This is a genomic window from Mesoplasma lactucae ATCC 49193, assembly GCF_002441935.1.
Taxonomy (GTDB): domain Bacteria; phylum Bacillota_I; class Bacilli_A; order Mycoplasmatales; family Mycoplasmataceae; genus Edwardiiplasma; species Edwardiiplasma lactucae.
Window position 1 is genome coordinate 816,434 of record NZ_CP023668.1, and the last position, 21,038, is coordinate 837,471.

Consider the following 21,038-nt stretch of genomic DNA (forward strand, 5'->3'; position numbering starts at 1 on the left):
TTTCTCTTTTTGCATCCTATTAAATTTCTTTTCCAGCTAATAATTCTTCTAGGTAGTAGCCAACTCCACCTTCGTTATTAGTTTTTCAAGTAATTCCATCAGCAACGGTTTTTAAAGCATCAGCTCCATTTAACATAGCAATTCCATAACCAACAGAAGTTAGCATGTTGTAGTCATTCATTTGATCTCCAAAAGCGATTACATCACGAATATCTTTGTTATAATATTGTGCTAAAATTCCAGCTGCATTTCCTTTGTTTGCTAATTTATTAGTTAAAGAAATGATTGGTAACTCTTTGTTATCTCTTGTTACTCCATATAAAGTATCTGTTTGAATTTTAACAGTATCTTTATAGTCAGCTAAAGCACGAATCACATCGTTTTTAACTGAAGAATCTTTTAATTTTAAAACGATGTTATTTGCAGGTCCAACTCAATCAGTTTTAGGATCTGCACAAACAAAGGCACCTGGTGCCATTTCGTTTAGATGGAAAAATCCTTCTAAATCTTCATCACGGTTTCTTAACATTGATTTGTCATAGTATTCAGTCATAATGTTGACACATGATGCTTGAATAACATCATTATCAAGAATTTCTTTAATAATCTCATTTGAGATTGGGAAAAGAATTCTTTTAAATTCTCTAACTTTTGGATCATGAATATATGAACCATCGAAATTAGTAAGTAGGGTGTCTAGTCCTAATTCTTGGTATTGTTTTGCTGAGGCAATTCAAGGACGTCCTGTCACGATACATACTCTATGCCCATCTTTCATGGCTTGTTTTAAAACACTTAAGGTTTTTTCATGGATGGTTTCACCATCACTCATTAAAATAGTTCCGTCTAAATCAACTAAGATTAAACGTTTTTTATTAACGTTGTATAGTTTAATTTAATAATCCCCTTTTTTCAAATACTTTATAATTTTAACTTAAAAACACTTATTGATTTAGTTTTTATGGCTATAAACACCTATAAATATCTTCTCGCTATAGAATAAGATAAAAACTATTACTTTGTCCCAAATATATTTTAAAAATATAGTACTTACTTTTAGTTAGGATAAAGAATATAATAATTACATTACTAAAATAAAAGTAATCAAACTCAATTTATAGAATAGAGGAAAGATATTATGGATGTAAAACAAGCTATCCAAACTAGAGTAACAACTAAAGAATATTTAAAAGGTAATGAAATTAGTGACAAGGATTTACAACAAATCATTGAAGCTGCTTGATTAGCCCCAACTTCAAATAACCTACAAGATAGTAGTGTAGTTATTTTAAAAAGTGAAAAAGCAAAACAAGCTTATCGTAAAGCTTTTCAAGACTTCAATAAAAAGATTGTTGATGATGCATCAGCTATCGTTTTATTTGTAGGAACTCCTTGAAAAATGCAAATCATAAATGATGGTCAAAGAATTAAAGATGTTGATCTTCATTACTATTTAAAAGATCCTGAACAACAACAATCAATGATTAACTTCTTATTTGATTATTATGGAAGAAAATCAGTTTTTGCAGACACTTTAGATATTAGTGATACTGCCATTGCTTTTGCTTTTATGGCATTACAAGCAACAGAGTTAGGATGACAAACAACTCCAATGGGAGGATTTCATCAACCACTAATTCATCAAATTGCTTTAGAACAAGGTGATATGATTGAAGGACAAAGAATTAATATGTCTATGGCTATTGGAAAAGCAAACCCTGATAGTGAAAGAAACAAACATCATATTAGAATTCGTCAACCAAAAGAAAGCATGTTTAAAATTAAATAATAATTTCTATAAATAAGAACTTTAAGAAGTTCTTATTTTTTCTTTTTAAGCTTATTTTGTATAATAAAGTTATTGAAAATAAAAGGAAGTCTATTAAGGTAGAAAATGGAATATCAAGTTAAACCAAATCAAACTATTTACTATGAAGAATATGGAGAAGGTAAACCTTTATTTATTCTTCATGGATTATGCGTTGATCATCATTATATGGTTGATGAATTTGAACAAGTTTTAAAAAATAGTTGCTATAGAAGAATTTATCTTGATTTACCTGGAATGGGTAAATCATCTAGTTTTATAAGACCAACAAGTGATGAAATCTTAAATCAAGTTTTGCAAATGATTGATGATTTATCAAATCATGAAGAATTCTATTTAGCAGGTCATAGTTATGGTGCCTATCTTGGTTTAGCAATTGCTTATCAAAGAGAAAGATTATGCAAAGGTTTATTTGCAAATTCACCAGCAGTTTATGCTGATGAAAAGAAAAGATATCTTTCCCGCCATCATACAATTGGTGGAGATATTTCAACAATTAACTTTAATAACAATACTAAAGCTTTTAATGAATACTTTTCAACCAACGTTTTAATCGATCAAGAAACTTGAGATAAATATGAAAAAGAAGTTTTAATTGGGACTAATAATTGTAATTTTGACTTTATTCATGATTTACAACATGATGGGTTTAAAGATTATGAATTAAGTTGTGAACGTGACTTAAGAATGAAAAAAGTTTCAACCCCATTATTATTAGTTTCTGGAAAAGAAGATAATGTGGTTGGTTGAAAAGATCAAATGAGTTTAATGGATAATTGATTAAATGGTTCAATGATTCTATTAAGTAAAGCTGGCCACAATTTACAAATGGATCAACCAGAAGTTTATCAAGATATGATTAAAGATTTTTTCTTAAATAAATTGAATTAAAATAATTAATTTTATTTAATTGTTTTATTTTGATACAATTAAATAAATAAAAAAGGAGGTCAAATAATGGCTAAAGAAAAAGAAGTTATTAAACCTTTATTACAAGATTATCGTCAAGATAATCAACCATTAGAACAACAACCACTAGGTGATAGTGATTATGCTCAGAAAAAAGCACTAGATGGTGAACAAGTTCAATCAACAGATGATAGCAGTGATGCACTTGGAAACGATGATGCATTAGATTAATAAAAAAAGAAAAGGAATCAATTTAAATTAGATTGTTTCCTTTTCTTTTAGTTCGATTAATTGTTCAATTCTCTCAATTTCATTTGATTCATCCTTGAAACGTTGTAATTCTTTAATTAAAGCCATATAAGCTTTAATTGTTTTTAGTTTTTCTTTAGTGATTTCAACTCCAGAGAAATCTAATTTGTTTTCTTTAATTAGTTTAAAAATCAAAGCAACTAAGTCTTCACAATCGCGGTTTCAATAACGTTTATCTTCAAAGCCTTTTTTAGCATTATAAATTCATTGACGAATTTCTAAATACTTTGAATTATTTAACTTGTAAACGTATCTAATTTCTTTTTCTTTCATAAGTGTTTTATTCATAACTTTTAACAACCTTCTTTTTAGGAAATTATATATAAAAATTTTTAGAAAGGTTTAAAAAAAGCATAAAAAAATATGACCTAATCTCTCGGATGGGGTCATATTTGCCTTACTAATAACTAATAAAATTAATTACAGCTAGGACAGTTGTCGCAAGACTTGGCACATGCGGCACATTTGCTGCATTTACCGTCTTTTTTACATCCGTCATTTGCGGCGCATGTACAACGTTTTTCGCTCATGATAATCACTTCGCTTTCTTTGTGCTTAAAAAGAGTATAGCACTTTAAAATTATGTGCCAATAACTTTTTTAATTTCTAAAAAAAGAGGTTTTTTCTTAATTTGTAACTTTTCTAAATTAAGACTATTTCCGAGAAAAACCTTTATTTTAAGCCTTTTTAGAAGATATTATTTTTTTGCGTTAGCATCATCAATTTTTTGAGTGATGTGATCACAGAATAATAATTTTGGTTTTGTTTCGTTACATTTGTGGTGTACTGCAACTAAGTTAGATGGAGTGTCATCTCTTTGTTTTCCATTGATGTGTTCTACATCTCAACCCATTGGGTTTTTACCATTTTGACAATATTCATAACGGTGTAATTCTTGTCCACAAACTGGGCATTTACGAGTTTTATTAGGATCTTTTCCTTCGATTGTTGGAGCGTTATCTCAAGCTTCAGTGTAGTGTTCCATGTTCTTTGCCATAGTAATTACCTTCTTTTCTTTGTTTCTTTTATTACTAATATTTTAATACTAACTTTTAGAAAGTGTTAGAGAATTTGAATTATTTCTGGTATTAAAAACAAATCTATTTTAAATTCCGCCATAATTAAAATAAAAATCTAGACACCAGAAAGGTTTCCAAAGTTTTGGAAAATATTTCCGTTTTTAGAGTAAGTTTTTGGAGAGAAACTCCAAAACTATTGGAAAATATCAATGAAAAGAGGTAACAACTTATGAAAAATCAAAAATACGACATTATCATCATTGGTGGAGGAGTTATCGGGGCTGCAATTGCTAGAGAACTTGGACAATATGACAAAAAAGTCCTTGTATTAGAAGCAAACCCAAGAGTAGCTGACGAAACTTCATTTGCTAACTCAGGATTAGTTCACGGAGGATTTGACGCAACTCCAGGCAAACTAAACGCTAAATTAGGAGTTGAAGGAAAACACCGTTATGAAGATTGAATTAAAGAAATGGAATTCCCTTATAAACGTGTTCCATCAATCGTAGCAGCTTTTGATGAAGCTGATTTAGACCAAGTACAAGTTTTATACGACAGAGGTCTTAAAAATGGTTTAAAACCAGAAGAAATGAAAATTCTTTCAAAAGAAGAAGTTAAAAAATTAGAACCACACATTTCAGATGACGTAGTTGGTGCTTTATATTGTGATTCATCAATTGCTTTACAAACACCATCACTTACAAGAGTTTTATTTATGAACGCAATTAAAAATGGAGTTACTTTAAAAACAGGATGCAAAGTTACAAACATTACAAAACAAGATAAAACTTTTAAAGTTGATACAAACCAAGGTCAATTTGAATCAGACTTTATTATTAACGTTGCTGGACATTATGCTGATGAAATTTCAAAAATGGCTGGACATGATGAATTCAAACTAGTAGCAAGACGTGGACAATACAGAATTTTAGAAAAAACTGCTAGTTGAATTGTTAAAAATGTAGTATTCATGGTACCAACTATCCATGGTAAAGGAGTTGTTGTGGCTCCAATGCTTGATGGAAGAGTAATGGTTGGTCCTACTGCTACTGAAAACATTGCAAAAGACAAAACTAGAATCATTGATCCTAAAGTTTATGATGAAATTGGTGAAATTGGAACAAGAATGTTTCCTGAAATCCCAATGGATGAAACTATTACAACATATGCTGGTTCAAGACCAATTGAACCAGAAAATGATGATTTCTGAATTAAACCTACTAAAACAGATGATCACTTTATCAATGTTGCTGGAATGAAATCACCAGCAATCTCATCAGCACCAGCCATTGCTGATATGGTAATTGACTTATTACAAGATGCAAACAAAAAACCATTTGCTAAAAACAAAAACTATGACCCAATTCAAAAAACAAATTGAGGATTAGATTTATAAAAAAATAGATAAAGGATATTAAAGCTTATGAACGATAAATTTATAATGGCACTTGATGAAGGAACTACAAGTGCAAGAACTTTAATAATTGATAGTAAAGGTGATATTGTAGCATCTTCTCAAGAAGAGATTGCTATGAGTTATCCTGCTGCTGGTTGAGTTGAACAAGATGCTTTGGAAATCTGAAATACCCAACGTACTACCATTCAAAACGTAATGAACTATGGTGGTTTTAAAGGAGAGCAAATTGCAGGAATTGGAATCACAAACCAACGTGAAACTGTAGTTGTTTGAGATAAAGAATCTGGTCAACCAATTTATAACGCAATTGTTTGACAAGATAGAAGAACTGAAAACGACATTAAAAAAATTCCAGCAGCAATGAAAAAACAAATCATTGAAAAAACTGGATTAATTCCCGATGCTTATTTTTCAGCTACTAAATTAAAATGAATTTTAGATAACATTCCTGGTGCTAAAGAAAAAGCGAAGGCTGGAAAATTAGCCTTTGGAACTATTAATACTTGATTAATCTGACGTTTAACAAAAGGACAGGCTTTTGTAACCGATCCTACCAATGCATCAAGAACAATGTTATATAACCTACAAACTAAAACATGAGACAAAGACTTATTAAAATACTTTGATATTCCAGAACAAATGTTGCCAGAAATTAAATCAAATAGTGAAGTTTATGGAAAAACATTTGAAGGATTAATTTCTCACGCTGATAAAACTTCAATCCCAATTGCTTCATCAATTGGAGATCAACAAGCAGCTTTGGTTGGACAATTAGGATTAAAGAAAGGTGATACTAAAATCACTTATGGAACTGGTTGTTTTATTCTAATGAATATTGGAGAACAACCATTAATTTCAAAAAACGGATTATTAACAACTGTTGGATATCAAATTAATAATAAAACCACCTATGCTTTAGAAGGATCAGTGATGATTGCTGGAGCTGCTATTCAATGATTAAGAGATAATTTAAGAATTGTTTATAGTTCAGCTGAAACAGAATGATATGTTGAACAAGCTAGAAAAAATCCAAATGCACCACAAGTGTACTTCGTACCCTCATTTAGTGGATTAGGTTCTCCTTATTGAGATCCAAGTTCACGTGGAGCAATCTTTGGACTAGATAGAAGTGTTCGTCGTGAAGATATTGTTAAAGCAACTGTTGAATCATTGGCTTTCCAAGCAAATGATGTTTTAAATGCGATGAAAGAAGATTCTGGAATTATTAAGAAAATTAAAGTTGATGGTGGAGCTGCTAAAAATGACTATCTAATGCAATTTCAAGCCGATATTTCTCAATCAATGCTTGAACGACCAAAGAACGTTGAAACAACAGGTTTAGGAGCTGCTTATTTAGCAGGAATCGCTACTGGTGTTTGAAAAGATTTTGATGACATTAGAACAAAAAGAAAAATTGATAAAATCTTTAACTTTACTAGAACTGAAGATGATGTCAAACCTTTACTACACGGATGAGATATGGCTGTTGGAAGAACTAGAAACTGACTAACAGATCTTGAAAAAGACTAAAAGAAGATTGGAGTTTATAATATGTTAATGACAGGAACTTGATCTTTAGAGGGAGTCAGTGGCAATAGCTATATTGGTTGAATCTTTCTATCAGAAATGATTGGAAGCTTTCTTCTAATCTTAATTGGAAATGGTGTTGTTGCTTGTAGTAACTTAACAACAAGTAAAGGAAGAAGTGGAGGATGAACTGCTGTTATCTTTGGATGGATGATTGCAGTCTTTCTTGGAGCCTTAGCTTCACAATATTCAAATGCTCATATGAACTTTGCAGTTAGTTTAGCTGTTCTGATTCAATCAAGTGTGCAAGAAACTAATGTCTTTGCTCAAGGACATGAATGATTAATCATAATATATCTATTAGGACAATTTACTGGAATGTTTATTGCACAAATTATTGTTGATTTAGTTTATTGATTACAAATAGAAAAATCAGATCCATTAGATATTCTAGCAATGCACTGTACTTCTCCAGCACAAAGTGCTAGAACTAAGAAAACTTATTTCTTTAACTTCTTTGCTGAATTTGTAGGAACCTTTGTATTAGTGGTTGGGATAACTGCTGCTAGTTTCTACTTAAATAAAAATGGTGTTGCTGGTAAAACTCATATCGAAGTTAGTGCTTTAGCTAGCGTTGGTATTGCTGCTGTGGTTGTTGGAGCAGTTGGGTTTGGATTGGGAGGACCTACTGGATTTGCTATTAACCCGACAAGGGATTTAGCACCAAGAGTTGTTCACCAAATTATGCCTTTACCAAACAAGGGTACAAGTGATTGAGCGTATTCGTGAGTACCAATTGTTGGACCAATATTAGGAGCTTGTACAGCTGCCGCCTTGACTCTACCGTTAATTAATTAAAAAAATAAATCCTAAGGTGTATTCCTTAGGATTTTTGTTATTTTAAATACTTTTCTAATTCTTGAAAAACATCATTAGAAGTAAAATGCATGTATCTTGCGGTTGTTTCAATTCTAGAGTGTCCCATAACAAGGCTAACTATTTTAATGTTTGCACCATTTCTAATTAAATTAGTACAAAATGATCTTCTAAAAGTATGAGGTGTAACCCATTCTGGTCAGTATTTTTTTATCAAGCTATAAATTTTTTTCTTGCTATAAGTTTGGTATAAAGAAAAATCAATATCCTTTAGTTTTCCTACTAAAGGAATCTCTCTATACTTCATTCCTTTTCCATAGACGATAATTGAATTTTTAGACTTGTTATACTTAATTGTTTTTAATTCAGACATTCTTATTCCGCAATAATAGAATATTTTAAACAAATCTTTATTTTCCTTAATTCTTATTTTACTGATTATCTTCTTGAATAATTCTTCATCTATTGTTTGAAAGAATGTGTTTTGTGAAGAGGGGATTTTAATTTCTTCAACTTCTTTATATAGCTTCGAATTTGAGAATTTTAAATAACTTAATATAACATCCTTCTTAAATTGAACTGTTGAAGGCTTATATTTTTCTTGTTGCAATTTGAGATATTTAGATATTCTATAGAAGGTTAAACTTCTATCATCTAATTGATTAAAAAGATCTTTTAATACATATCTATAACAATAAATAGTATTCTTTGAATAATTATTGTTATCTAGATATTTTAAAAATTTTTCCATATTTTAATTTCTTTCTATGTAAAAAATAGTTATATAACTACTTTATAGAAAGATTTTATTGTTCTAAATAATGCTAAAATAATTAAAAAGAGAGGATTTATAATACATCTTATTGTTAAAATCCACATTTTTAAAATGTTTATCCGGTTTCCCATCTTTGTTTAAGATACTAATTATTCCCGCATTAGGATTACGATCTTGCTTTGTTGTTACAGTTCTTGATAATGTAGCATCTTTCTTATTTTTTTCTTTTTTATATTCAGTAAAAAGCATTGGGCTATGTTCATACATTTTATTTCTTGATGGGGTTCTATTTGCCAAAGCATCTTCGGCTTCGGCAAATAGTTCTTTATCATTGTAATTGACTCTTAGAACGTCCTTCAATTGTTGTTGAATATGTAGAGATTTCGAAACGTTTTCTAATCTTTCATTGCTTTCTACAACATCATCGCGACTAATGGAGTTTTTTTTCTTATTTTTTAAAGTATCTGAGAAAATTTCATCCGTCACATTAAGAACACTTAAAGCATAAACTCTTTTTCTTCTTTGAGCAGAACCGAATTCAGAAGAATCTATGACAAAAGTTTGTGTTGAGTAGCCTAAAGAATTTAATTTGTTTAGTCATAACAAATAATCATTAAGATGTTTGCTTGAAAGCATATTGGATACGTTTTCTAAAAGTAAATACTTAGGTTTTTCATTCATTTCATCCAATTCAGTAAGAATTCTATCAATTTCTCATAGTAAACCTGATCTTGTATTAGAACCCTTCTTCGTGCCTTTGTTACCACCATGTAAAAAACCACCGGTTGATAAATCTTGACAGGGGAAAGAATAAGTTAATAAGTCAACGTGTCCTGATTTATTAATTAATTCTTCTCCGGTAATTTCAGTAATACTTCCCAAATTGTTTGAATTAATAAAAGAATCATATAGTGAACCGATAAAATCAGGACCGTTCTTTTCTAATCTTTCAATAGAACTTGGAGTCTTAGAATTTAATGAATGTGTAAAATTTTTAAGGTAGTTAATTTTATCTTCATATTTGATTTTATTATCCTTATTTGTTTTGTTATGAATTGCATTATAAGCAATATTTGCATAAGAATCTCATTCGCTAGTAGCCACAATTTTATAGTCAAAATCTTTTATTTTATTTTTAAGAATCTCTAATGCTTTAGCTTGAGCTCCAATTCCTGCAAATGTTTCAAATACCTTAATTTTCATATAAATATCCCATTATTTTATTCTTTCTATGTAAATTTCCATACAATTTGGTTTTTTACCCAAACAAGTAATTAATTTTTCTAAATCCAAGTAACCAGATTCTTTTTCATGAACCGAAATTTCTTCTTTTGTGTAAGAACATGGTTCGCCTTTTACTGATAAAACTTTGTTAAAACAATCTCTATTATCTAAAAAATGACTTGCATAGCACACAAAAATAGAATATGTAATGTATCGCGCATACTTGTTTCCATTCTTGGCATTATCAAAAAGACATTCTTTTTTAAAATCTAACATATAGCTTCAAAATTCTTCGCTAGAATAGCTGAAAATATTTTGGTCTACTATGAAAGAATGATTATTTTCTCCAGTCTTAGTAATGAAGCCAAAAGAATTTAGAATATCCAAGTATTGCCTTTTTGTCGCCTTGTCTACACTAATTTCTTCTTTTGATAAATAAATATTAATATTAGGCATTGTATTAATATGAAAAAGGAATTTTTCAACTTCACCATCATTTTTGCTTTCAACATTAAATAAAACTTCACCATTATTAGGAGAAGTTTTATTATAAGTTACGAGTATGTTTTTAAAAAAACGTTTTAAGACATCATCTATATGAGTTCCTATTTTTCAAAAACCATATTTTTGTTTTTCTGGAAAGCTATTTAAGCATTCTATTGCTACTTCTAAATTATTTTTCATTTGGATAATATATCTTATCTATCAATATATCCGCTAGAGACTCGCTACGTTCTTCAATATCTTTAAAAGTTCAGTCTTTTTCAGTGTTGATTGTTTTTCCATCGCCAAATGGAAAGTCTAAAACCGTTGTTTTAACTAACTTTTTATTAAAGTATTGAGAGCGTTTAGTAGCAAAGGCGGAGTTTGAAACACTTTTATTAACTTTTTCTTCAAGTCAAATCAAATTACCCAATCTATTGATCATTTTATCTGCTTCAATTGTTATTAATTTTAAGACATTCTCATCTTTTGGATCTTTACCCTCGTCTTCTGCTTCAGCAATTGTATATGTCTTTTGGTTTCTAAATTCTTGTGGCCAAATATGCTCAATATTTCCTTTTTCAGTAGGCATAATTGGTGCTTTTCCAGTTATTCTCTTACTTCCGTTTAAAATAAAGAATTCAATTCTTTTGACGATAATTTCTTGATTTGAACCTTTGATTTCATTATTTTTAAGAGAATCTCTAAACAATTCTTTATTAGGCATGTATTGTCTTGTGCTTTCGGCTTGGGTATCAATTCAATCATCGATTATTGATGGTAACTGTTCTCTTTTTTCATTGATATTCATTTCTTTTGTATGTTCATCAATGTATCTTCTAAGAGCAATTCTAGCATTGTCCAATGTTTGTCCATCGCCACCTCGTTGCACTTTACCTATAATTCATTTTTCTATGTTCAAACATGCTTCACCAAATTTTGAATCATAATTATTGTCTTCGAAAAAATGAGATCTATTTCAATTGTAATTTTCTTGCGCAAAGTCGTGTGGTTCATATTTAAAATAAACATCAATTAAATAATAAAGTATCGGTAGAAGAGAATGTTTTTCTTGGAAAACTCAAAGGTGCGGTGAATAATAGTACAAGAAATTATTCATATCCTTTTCATAATCATGAGTAAGGATACTTGCATAAATATCTAAATATTTACTAATGTTAGCAATAAATTTTTCATATTCATCAAAAGTTAAATTGTTCTCATTTGCAAAAATTTTGTCAAAAGCAGACAATAATGCTCTTGGATTACCACCAATATTTTCTGGTTCGGGTGATTTATAGACAAGCAAACTTCTCATAAATTCACTTTCTTTATCTTCGTTTCCCTTTAAATTTTGTGTTGTAAAACGATTATTAAAATCGATTCTACTTCTAAAAATTAAATCGATGTCACTTTCTTTATCAATTAAAATAGAAGGCTTTATTTTTAAGAAAATGCTATTTTTAATTAAATCTAATAAACTTAATGGTTCACCTTTTGAGTTTAAATTTTGAAAAATTTGCATTTCTTCAATCATATCCAATGAAAATTCAACAAGGGCTACTTGATAGTATGAATTAAAGTTTAAAAACAATTTTTCAATAGCATTAACTTTTTCTTTTGAAGTTTCTTCTGTAAAAAAATTGCTTAAATAATTGTTTAAATTTTCAACAATTCTATGATAATTTTTTATAACATTTGTGTCAGCATAAGATGATTTGGTTTTTCCGTTAACATCTTTTTTATTAAGCATAGTTTCAATGTTGTCATCTTTGATGTCATCACTCAAAATAAAGCTTAGTGCCTTTTGTTCTAATTCAATCTTAGAACCGTTGATAAGCCTATCTTCTAATTTTATAGTTGGATTTATAAAAACTTTTTGTAGTGGAAGAGGAAGTTCTTTACCTTTAACTCCAAGTTCATTAGTTAAAACATCAAACACTGCTTTATATATTAATAGAATAGTAGTGATTCTTTGTTGTCCATCAATTAGTTTTATGACTTCTTGTCCATCAATATTTTGCCTTGCTATGGCAAATGAACCAAAATACTGATATGGATTATTATCATTTGAATTTTCAATTATTTCTCCAATTAGATCGTCTATATTGTTTTCCTTTCAAGAATAATTTCTTTGATAAATAGGAATAAAAAATGGTAATTTGTTTTGATTAATCAAATCGTTCACTGTATTAACATTAGTAACTATAGGGTTTTTTGTTTTGTTTTCCATAAGATGTATTATAGATTCTTAACCCCAAGAGAAACCTATTTATTAATGGGTTTTAGCGATGAAGATTTTAATAGAGTAAATGATACAAAATTAATTAAAAAAGAAATAGCTTATAGACAGGCGGGAAATTCAATTGTTGTTAATGTGTTAGTCTCCCTATTTTATTACATATATAAAATTGAAAAAGAAAGTCACTAGTTTATAGTGACTTTTTGCGTTTGAAATTAAAATTGATTTTTTTAGTGAATCCTGTAGAAATGAAACCATTTTTACAATAAAATTTTAAATAGTTAAGGAAGTAGAATAAGATGCCAAATAATTCAGAAAACGAAATAAAAAAGTTAGGGAAGGTATATACACCACCTTATATAATTGCTCGTATATTAGATGATTCTGGGTACAAAGGAAACAATGTTTTACAAAAACATGTTGTTGACAATAGTGCTGGTGATGGTGAATTTCTGCTTGAGTTCATTAGAAGATATAAAAAAGCTTTTTTTAAAGGAAAAGATAAAAACAATATTCAAATTCAAAAGGAATTTGCACTGGAGATTGAAACATATGTTCATGGTATTGAAATTAATCCTGATTCAATTGTAATAATCAAAGACCGAATCAAAAAAATGTTTATTAATGAATTTTATTTTGAAATAGTTCCAGAAATAGACATTAAGCAAAATGATACTTTATTTGAAAAATCATTGGATGAAAAAATGGACTATGTTTTTGGTAATCCTCCTTATGTAAGAAGAAAAAATCTTTCTGACGACGATGCTTATATTGCTAAAGAAAATAATATGTCTGGTATGGTCGACCTTTACCTTTTATTCTTCATAAAAGGTAAAAAAATGTTAAAACCCAACGGAGTATTAGGATATATTACCCCAAACTCTTATTTCTATACTCAAAGTGGAGAAAGATTAAGACAAATCATTTTAACAGAGACAACTCTTTTAGAAATAATTGACATGGGTCATAATAACCCTTTTAAAAACGCTGATACGTATACAGCAATTACTATTTTTAAAAATACTCCTATGGGTAAAAAAATTAAATTAAAATATTCTGACGATTTTGACAAAAAATCTGAGAAGATTTCGATTTCTCAAGAAGATATTGAAAAATTAACAAAATATTTTTATTTTTCAAATGATAATAATGACAATTTTCTAGATATTGTTACTTATGAAAACGAAGATAATTCAGAAGAAATTAAGGTAAAAAATGGTGCAGCTTCCAATGCAGACTGATTTTTTTATTTTGATGATGCCAAAGGGGTTTACACGCAAAGAGCATACAAAGCATCAACTGCTAAATTTACAAGAGCTTATTTTCCATATGATGACAATGGGGATGTAGTTAAACTAAATGACATTAAAGAATATAATCATGATTTTTTTGAAAAATTAAAAATAGATAGACCGAATCTTGAAAATAGATCTCTTCAAAAAAGAAACTGATATGAGTTTGCAAGATCGCAGGGAATAAAAGACTTCGTTGATACAAAAGTATTCACATTGGCGATAAATAATTTAATAAAAGATAAAAATGATTTAAAAATGAAAATTTTACCTAAAAAAACGGTTGTTTATTCAGGTTTTTATATACAAAATAAGTCAAAAACGTTTTTAAATAATATAATGAAATTGTTACAAACTGACGATTTTTCTGAATATGTTAAAAAATTAGGAAAACACAAAAGCGGAGGGTATTATACATATTCTTCTGTAGACGTAGCTAGATTTATAAATTACAAATTAAGAGAGGGAAAAAATGAGTAAGATTGATGGAGAAATGATTGTAGAAATCATTAATAGTTATGAAAGAGTTAATAATTTATATCAAGAAGGAAAAGATGGAAGCCGTTCAGCCTCTAAAATGGATGAACTACATGCAAAAATCGCTAGTGATCTTAATGACAAAATTAATGCAAGTCCTGAACTTAAAGGTAAATATCGAACTGATTCTAAAAAGAATAATAAAAACGAAATAAAAGCTGAAGGAGCTATATATTCTAAAAAATTAGATATAGCTATTCTTGATGTAAGAACTAAGCAACAAGATATAGTTGGTGCAATTGAAGTTAAAGCTCCCACTGCTTCTTTTGCTCAAAATAAAGTAAATTATTTTGAGCAAGGAATGGGAGAATGCGTTAACTTAAAGCTTAGCAAAAAGAAATATTATGATGTGTATATTTATTTAGACAAGATACCTAATTTTAAAGGTAGTCCTAAAATGTTGAAATCTGTCGAAGACCTTGATCAAAGTACTTTTGATTGATTAAGAAAAAGAAACAACATTGGAGTCATGAGTAAGGAAGACCTACCTTACGTACCTAATTCAACATTAATAATGTTATTAAAAAGTCCTAATTTGCCAAATGATATAACAAAAGAAGGGTATTATAGTTTTTTAACAGAAAATCTCAGCCCTAAAAAGAAGAATCCCAATTCTCTATATGCTGATGATGCTTTTGATAATCTTTTTAAGACACGAAACCTTTTCTTTAATGATTATGAGGAATTCTTAAATGAAATTATTGAAGATTTAAAAGAAAATGAGAGAAGATAAAAAATGGAAATTTATTTAGACAATTTATTAAATGAAGAAATCGAATTTTTAGATAAAGAACTTGATATAAATAAAAAAAAGGACTTTTTTGATTGTTTGGAAGCGCGCAAAATGATTTTTAATAATCTTTATAGTGATGATTCCTTAATCGGATTTGAATTAAGTTCTTATATTAAAAAAACATTTACCAAGAATGGCAATTATTTAAATTACTTTGATTTAGTAACCTTAGATCGTGATAACGAAACAGCACATTTAATTATTTTTTGTAATTCAGAAGATGATTTAAACCTAAAAAATCTAGGTTGAAAGATACAAAATGCTAATGACTTGATTAATAATTCATTATCTAAAAAAGACGAGTATACAGGAAATCAAAAAATTGCGCGTGTTGCTGAAGATAATGTAGAGTTAGCTAACATCTTACAAGAAATAAAACGATTTGAAGACATAAAAATCGATATCGTTTTATTTGATTTTGCAAAGAAAAATAATTCTAATAAAATTGAATCTTTTATTGAAAAAGAATCAAATAATTGTAGTACAGATCTTAATTTACTAACAAATAAAAGTTACAAAGTAAAAATGAGCGATTCATTTTTAAATGAAGGAAAACAAAATAAAAAGATGACTCTTTCTTATCTTGATGATAATAAAAATGCACAAGAAGATTATGCTATTAATGGTAACTTTATTAAAAATGGTAATAACTATGTGTTTTCTATCCAAGCCTATAGCTTATATAAAGCTTACAAAGAATATGGTGAAGAATTATTTGATAGAAACGTAAGATATTTTATAAAGAGCACCACAGGAATTAGTGGTCAAGTGAATAAATCTATCTTAAATACATTAGAAAATGAGCCACAAGATTTCTGAACTCTTAATAATGGGATTGTAATTATCGGAGATGTCGCCGAAGATGGAATTAATCAAATTAATAAAACTATTACTTTTAATAATTTAGATATAGTTAACGGAGCTCAAACCGTCACTAATATATATGAGTTTGCTAAAAAAAAAGTGAAAAGAAAGCAAACGAACTTAAATCCGTTTATATAATCGCCAAAGTAATTGACATAAAAGATTCTACTATTGAAGAAGAAAAAAACTTAGTCGACGAAATTGTAAAAGCTGCTAATAGTCAAAAACCTATAAAAGAACGCGATTTAGTCTCTAATAATCCTGAAATGAAAGAATTACAAGACGTTTTTGTTCAAAATAAAACTATACTTGAAATTAAAAGAGGGGAAAGAAGATCAGATATAGAAAATCGAATAAAAAAAGTTTATCCGGATTTCAAAGGCAAACCAAAAAATGTAAAAAATGATGCTTTAGGTCAAGATATATTATCCCTATTTTATTTAAAACCTTTTGAAGCACTTCAAAAACTAGGAAAATTATTCAACAAAGATTTATATGACAAAATATTCAACAATACATATTTAATTCCACAAGATTATTTTTATATCTGAGACTTTAATCAATGAATGAATGAAAAGATTAATGAGTTGAGAGAAGACTTAATAGTGGGTCAAGAACTTAATTTAGAAGATAATAAAAAAACTTCTAATTCAGCACTGTTTGATCAGACTAGACGTTGAGTAATTTCTACCTTATGATTGTTACTTTGATATAACAAAGATGTAAAAGATAAATTAGATGTCAAATTCCCTTCGGTTGTTGAAATTGAAGAGTTATTAGATAATAAAAATGACCAAACTTTTTTAATGAAAGAAACAGAAATGCTTCATCCTGTAAATCTAACATCTGATTTAAAAAAAGCTATTATAAGATTTATTGACCTTTGTCATAAAAATATTGTTACTGTTTATAATAAAGCCAAAAACAAAGACAATAAAAGTGCCGGATTGGCTGTAACTACTTTCTCATTCAGAAGAAGTGAATTCATGTCTTTCCTAAAAGAATTGCTATTTGATTCTGATCGTTTAACAGATCCTCTACAAGAAATCGTGGGCAGTTTTCTAGAAGACTAAGATAACTTACAAGACTAGTTTTTTATCATTCCTTATTGTTTGTTAAAAAAATAAACCCCTGAAGAGATTCAGGGGTTTTATGCATAACGATTTAGCATTTTTATGGACAAATTAAGTATATTAGAAATTTAATGATTTTGCTAGGTTTATTATAAAATTTATGTAATAAATAATGAAGAAATTTGGTGATCTTAATGAAGAGCAATTATAAAGAATACTATATTAATAATGTAGGGTATAACTCTAATAAAATAGAGAATAATAAACTATCTTTTCCTCTATATAAAGAATATTATAATTATTCATTATTAGAGTTAGATAATGCTTTAAATAAAGATAAACATAAGTATATTGATAAAGAAATAACAATGATTGAAATCTATAACTTTAAGAAGGCAGTTAATGTCCTATTTAAAGAAAATAAGATTGATGATTGAATGAATCAAATTAGTTTATACAATAAAACCTTATTAACCAGATTAAATTGTGAACCATATATGTCTCATAGTTTTAAAGCTTTAAAAGCAAATGGCTCACAAAACATTGGTTTAATAAGAACTACTAATCTAAGTAAAGGTTTTGTGAACTTTATGTCACCAGAACTTCTAAAAAAGAACTTAGATATTATTAATAAAAGAATTACTAAAGTTTTAAGTTCTAATAAACTATCATTAGAAGAAAAGATAAATGAAATTATTCTTTATCACTTAAATTTTGAGTTTATACATCCGTTTGTTGAAGGAAATGGAAGAACTGGAAGACTTATTATGGATCAACAACTATTTAGCCTTAATTTACCTTCTATTAACTATCAATGATTAGGTAATACTTACGTTCAATACTTAACAGTTATTTCTGATGTTTTAGACCAACACCAATACTTATATGGTGAAAATCTCTTTCAAAGTGTTCCTTCAACATTCTTACAATTTAGTTGGTGAGAACTTAAAAAAGAAAAAGAACGTTTGAATAAAGAAGGACTTAAATTTGAAGCTCTTAATAAATTAAATATTGATAAAATTGTTACCAAAGTCTTTGAAAACAATGACTTAATTGATAAAGAATATGAAGCTAAACAAAGAACTTTAAAAGATGAAGATTTAATCAAAACTTATTAATAAAATATATCTATAAAAATATGTTCCAACCCTATAAAACAGCCAGTTTCAGGGTATAATATTAAAGTATTAGAGAGAAAAAAAAGTGAGGCATACATACCTAAAATATTAGGTATGTATTTGCTTCACTTTTTCTCTTAATACATTAAACAAACTACGAATACATTGTGTGAACGGACTAACAATCTAAATAGTGGAAATTTAAAACCACGTAGAAAGGAATATCACATATGGATCCTCATATAATAGTTTTCATATTGAGTGTCATCACTCTATTTATGGAAATATTTGTAATTTAATATCGTAATAATGCTACAACTAAATTATAATATTAAATTATAAAAAAATCAGTTTTTGTCCGTGTATTTTTTTACAGACATAATTATTTTAAAAAACAAGAACTTAGTTCTTGTTTTTTTATTATTTACTCAATTCTTTTAAAGAACTAATAAGTCCAGGGTTTTGATTCATTCTTTTCACTCAATTATCAACCAAAGTTAAATCATATCAATCACTTTCAGTTAATTCTTTATCAGTTAAAGTATCAATACTTAATAGTTTAATTTGATCAATTAATGATTGAGTTAAGTATTGGATTTCACTATATTCAGTTGCAAAGAAGTTTTCTTCTCTTTGTGATAAGAAGTTATCAATAAAGGTTTTAAAATAATCTGTTTTATTGGTTATTAAATCATAACCAATAAAACTTAAAAAGAAATAAGAAGCTATTAAAGCATTAACATAGTTTTTATTAGTAATATAAACATACATAATGTCTGCTACCATTTCTAAGTTAAAGAGTTCTTGTTTATCAACTTCTTTTCTTCATACATCAACCAACATATCAGTAAGAATACTTGGTTCTAGAACGACTTCTTTTTTATATTGATTAGCATTTAGGTTAGCTAAAGCTAATAGGTTAGTTAAATAAGCTTTAAATTCATTTGTTTTATCTTCGTCAATAAAGATTTCAGATAAGTTTAAATAGTTTATCTTAAAGTCCTTAGATTTATCATTTACATCATAAGTAGCAATTAAGTTAGGTTCATCAACAAAATGAACCTCATCACTGTTATTAACGATTGTATTAAAGAGTTTTTCATCATCAGGATTAAAGATTTTAAGATTGTAGTTTTTCATTGTCATATATCTGTTTTCCTTTCTTATTTAAATTAGATTTACTAAAAACAATTAACCATATTAAAAAATATCAATTTGGTTAATTAGGTTTTACCACTTATTAAAAAGATAAGATATAAAATCCAAGGTTAAAAAAATAGTTCATTTTGAAACAATGAACTATTTGAGAGGATATAAGAAAAGAAGAAATTAGACCACATCCTCTGAACTTTATCTAATAAAGAATAAGAGAAAAATTGAAAAAAATCCCGAATTATTTTAAATTTCTTTTTTGTTTTTTCTTCATAAAACCGCGAGAAATAGGGGTTTTAATAGTATACAATGATTAATGGTAATTCGATCCGCTATGTAGAATTATCAATAAAGAAACATGACATTCCACACGTTTTGGATTCTTTATTTTACAAAAGAGAGATGGATGTGATATCCGTTGAAAATAATTAAAGGAGTCCAATGAAAACACTTCAAATAGTGATGATAACAATTATTATTGTTGTCATTATCCTTGGAAGATAGTTTTCTAATTTGCACACATGTCATAGCGGCACATGTGTGTTTTTAATATAAAAAAATGCTCTTCTTAAGAAAGAAAAAGCATTTTATTTGTATAACTACTATAAATGTAGTTTCACGACATTCCACAAGTCATTTATATTTTACAAAATTTCAGAGTTAATGCAATTAGTTAAATAAAAATATTTTATTCATCTGCCAACTTCTTTAAAGAGGTTAAAAAAGCGTTGTTTTCATGCAATCTTTTGTTTCACTCGTTAACTTGGTTAAGGTTAAACAAATCGTTTGAATTAGAGCTAAAATCATCACTTTGAAGCATAATATTTTGTTTGATGAAGTCTTTAATAAACTTAATTTCATCATCAAGATCTTCAAAGTCATGACTGACACGTTTTGTTAAGAAAGAAACGATAAACTTATATCAGTTTTCTTCATCTTGAGAATATTTAATATTTAAACCAACTCAGTTTAAAAAATAGAAACCTGTAATTAAAGAAGTACGTTTATTACCATCATTAAACTTATGTTTGCAAGCAATATCTCTGATTAATTCAGAACTCATACTAATCACATCTAATTCTTGACGATATTGTCAGTTATTGATTAGAGAGCCAATAACTGACTTAATAGCACCAGCTTCTTTTTCTCCATAAACTGATTTACCTTGTTTCATAATTTGAGCTTGTTTATGAGCATTTTCTACAACGTCACATAGAAATAAGTAAAACTCTTCTGTTTTATCATAATCAGCGAAGATATTATCTAAATTTGTTGGAGCAAAGGTTACTTCACTTTCAACATTAGAACTAATTTCTTTAGCAATTAATTTGTTTTCATTAATTCATTTAAAAATAGAGGATTCATCAAATGCATAATGAAATATATCTAAATCTTTGTTTGAAAAGATACGTCATTGATATAGTTTATTCATTGTTCTTTTCCTTTCATTTTATTGTTTTAATAATATTAATACAAAAATTATTTGTTGTTAGAAAAGAGGCTAAATTTAATCGTTTCCTCTGAACTTTATCTAATAAAGAATAAGAGAAAAATTGAAAAAAATCCCGAATTATTTTAAATTTCTTTTTTGTTTTTTCTT

At 27.9% G+C, this 21,038-nt stretch carries 21 protein-coding genes; 12 read left to right on the plus strand and 9 right to left on the minus strand.

All coding sequences use genetic code 4. The features are described 5' to 3' along the window. Positions 1 to 19: 19 nt before the first annotated feature. Complete coding sequence (locus tag CP520_RS03575) at positions 20 to 895, minus strand: HAD-IIB family hydrolase (RefSeq protein ID WP_096863095.1); 876 nt, start codon at positions 893 to 895, stop codon at positions 20 to 22. A gap of 243 nt (positions 896 to 1,138) precedes the next feature. Here CP520_RS03575 and CP520_RS03580 point away from each other — a divergent pair, with 243 nt between their 5' ends. From CP520_RS03580 to CP520_RS03590, 3 genes are all read left to right on the plus strand, one after another. Continuing rightward, the gene (locus CP520_RS03580) at positions 1,139 to 1,789 is read left to right on the plus strand and encodes a nitroreductase family protein (RefSeq protein WP_096863096.1); all 651 of its coding nucleotides are present in this window, start codon (positions 1,139 to 1,141) and stop codon (positions 1,787 to 1,789) included. A 105-nt stretch (positions 1,790 to 1,894) separates the two neighbouring features. Further along, complete coding sequence (locus CP520_RS03585; protein WP_096863097.1) at positions 1,895 to 2,719, plus strand: alpha/beta fold hydrolase; 825 nt, start codon at positions 1,895 to 1,897, stop codon at positions 2,717 to 2,719. 66 nt (positions 2,720 to 2,785) lie between these two features. Next, positions 2,786 to 2,968, plus strand: a complete 183-nt coding sequence (locus CP520_RS03590; protein ID WP_096863098.1) for a hypothetical protein — start codon at positions 2,786 to 2,788, stop codon at positions 2,966 to 2,968. A gap of 27 nt (positions 2,969 to 2,995) precedes the next feature. On the opposite strand, the gene CP520_RS03595 is transcribed toward CP520_RS03590, so the two are convergent. Then, on the minus strand, positions 2,996 to 3,334 hold the full coding sequence (locus CP520_RS03595) for a hypothetical protein (protein ID WP_096863099.1): 339 nt from the start codon (positions 3,332 to 3,334) through the stop codon (positions 2,996 to 2,998). A 409-nt stretch (positions 3,335 to 3,743) separates the two neighbouring features. Next, positions 3,744 to 4,043 (minus strand): hypothetical protein, encoded by a 300-nt coding sequence (locus CP520_RS03600; RefSeq protein ID WP_096863100.1) that lies wholly within the window; start codon positions 4,041 to 4,043, stop codon positions 3,744 to 3,746. Between the two features lie 251 nt (positions 4,044 to 4,294). On the opposite strand from CP520_RS03600, the gene glpO reads away from it, so the two are divergent. From glpO to CP520_RS03615, 3 genes are read left to right on the plus strand one after another with little or no spacing between them, the layout of a single operon-like run. Beyond that, positions 4,295 to 5,461: a type 2 glycerol-3-phosphate oxidase gene (gene glpO / locus CP520_RS03605; RefSeq protein ID WP_096863101.1), complete on the plus strand. Its 1,167-nt coding sequence runs from the start codon at positions 4,295 to 4,297 to the stop codon at positions 5,459 to 5,461. 27 nt (positions 5,462 to 5,488) lie between these two features. Next, the gene (glpK, locus tag CP520_RS03610; protein WP_096863102.1) at positions 5,489 to 7,012 is read left to right on the plus strand and encodes a glycerol kinase GlpK; all 1,524 of its coding nucleotides are present in this window, start codon (positions 5,489 to 5,491) and stop codon (positions 7,010 to 7,012) included. A 21-nt stretch (positions 7,013 to 7,033) separates the two neighbouring features. Beyond that, entirely contained in the window at positions 7,034 to 7,867 is an 834-nt protein-coding gene (locus CP520_RS03615; protein WP_211276336.1) for an MIP/aquaporin family protein, read from the plus strand. 37 nt (positions 7,868 to 7,904) lie between these two features. Here the strand turns inward: CP520_RS03615 and CP520_RS03620 are convergent, their stop codons facing one another. The 4 genes from CP520_RS03620 to CP520_RS03635 all read right to left on the minus strand — a co-directional run bounded on the left by CP520_RS03620 (position 7,905) and on the right by CP520_RS03635 (position 12,600). Beyond that, complete coding sequence (locus tag CP520_RS03620) at positions 7,905 to 8,636, minus strand: tyrosine-type recombinase/integrase (protein ID WP_096863103.1); 732 nt, start codon at positions 8,634 to 8,636, stop codon at positions 7,905 to 7,907. Positions 8,637 to 8,699: 63 nt separating this feature from the next. Beyond that, entirely contained in the window at positions 8,700 to 9,863 is a 1,164-nt protein-coding gene (locus CP520_RS03625; protein ID WP_096863104.1) for a DNA cytosine methyltransferase, read from the minus strand. 12 nt (positions 9,864 to 9,875) lie between these two features. Continuing rightward, positions 9,876 to 10,568 carry a hypothetical protein gene (locus CP520_RS03630; protein ID WP_096863105.1) on the minus strand — a complete coding sequence of 231 codons (693 nt, stop codon included), beginning with the start codon at positions 10,566 to 10,568 and terminating at the stop codon, positions 9,876 to 9,878. Continuing rightward, positions 10,558 to 12,600 carry a DUF262 domain-containing protein gene (locus CP520_RS03635; protein WP_096863106.1) on the minus strand — a complete coding sequence of 681 codons (2,043 nt, stop codon included), beginning with the start codon at positions 12,598 to 12,600 and terminating at the stop codon, positions 10,558 to 10,560. The genes CP520_RS03630 and CP520_RS03635 overlap by 11 nt, the downstream gene beginning before the upstream one ends. 45 nt (positions 12,601 to 12,645) lie before the next feature. Here CP520_RS03635 and CP520_RS03780 point away from each other — a divergent pair, with 45 nt between their 5' ends. The 6 genes from CP520_RS03780 (at position 12,646) to CP520_RS03665 (ending at position 18,286) form a co-directional block, all read left to right on the plus strand. Continuing rightward, positions 12,646 to 12,798, plus strand: coding sequence for a hypothetical protein (locus tag CP520_RS03780; protein WP_423793471.1), 153 nt, complete (start codon positions 12,646 to 12,648; stop codon positions 12,796 to 12,798). Positions 12,799 to 12,908: 110 nt separating this feature from the next. After that, a complete protein-coding gene (locus CP520_RS03645) occupies positions 12,909 to 14,381 on the plus strand; it encodes an HsdM family class I SAM-dependent methyltransferase (RefSeq protein ID WP_096863108.1) in 1,473 nt (490 codons plus the stop codon). After that, a complete protein-coding gene (locus tag CP520_RS03650; RefSeq protein ID WP_096863109.1) occupies positions 14,374 to 15,171 on the plus strand; it encodes a hypothetical protein in 798 nt (265 codons plus the stop codon). Before CP520_RS03645 ends, CP520_RS03650 begins: the two co-directional genes overlap by 8 nt. A gap of 3 nt (positions 15,172 to 15,174) precedes the next feature. Next, on the plus strand, positions 15,175 to 16,233 hold the full coding sequence (locus CP520_RS03760; protein WP_096863110.1) for an AIPR family protein: 1,059 nt from the start codon (positions 15,175 to 15,177) through the stop codon (positions 16,231 to 16,233). 17 nt (positions 16,234 to 16,250) lie between these two features. Next, the gene (locus CP520_RS03660; protein ID WP_246777775.1) at positions 16,251 to 17,168 is read left to right on the plus strand and encodes an AIPR family protein; all 918 of its coding nucleotides are present in this window, start codon (positions 16,251 to 16,253) and stop codon (positions 17,166 to 17,168) included. A gap of 194 nt (positions 17,169 to 17,362) precedes the next feature. Further along, positions 17,363 to 18,286 (plus strand): Fic family protein, encoded by a 924-nt coding sequence (locus CP520_RS03665; RefSeq protein ID WP_157755787.1) that lies wholly within the window; start codon positions 17,363 to 17,365, stop codon positions 18,284 to 18,286. 420 nt (positions 18,287 to 18,706) lie between these two features. Here the strand turns inward: CP520_RS03665 and CP520_RS03670 are convergent, their stop codons facing one another. Then, positions 18,707 to 19,432, minus strand: coding sequence for a hypothetical protein (locus CP520_RS03670; RefSeq protein ID WP_096863112.1), 726 nt, complete (start codon positions 19,430 to 19,432; stop codon positions 18,707 to 18,709). Between the two features lie 694 nt (positions 19,433 to 20,126). After that, the gene (locus tag CP520_RS03675) at positions 20,127 to 20,870 is read right to left on the minus strand and encodes a type II toxin-antitoxin system death-on-curing family toxin (protein WP_096863113.1); all 744 of its coding nucleotides are present in this window, start codon (positions 20,868 to 20,870) and stop codon (positions 20,127 to 20,129) included. Positions 20,871 to 21,038: the final 168 nt, after the last annotated feature.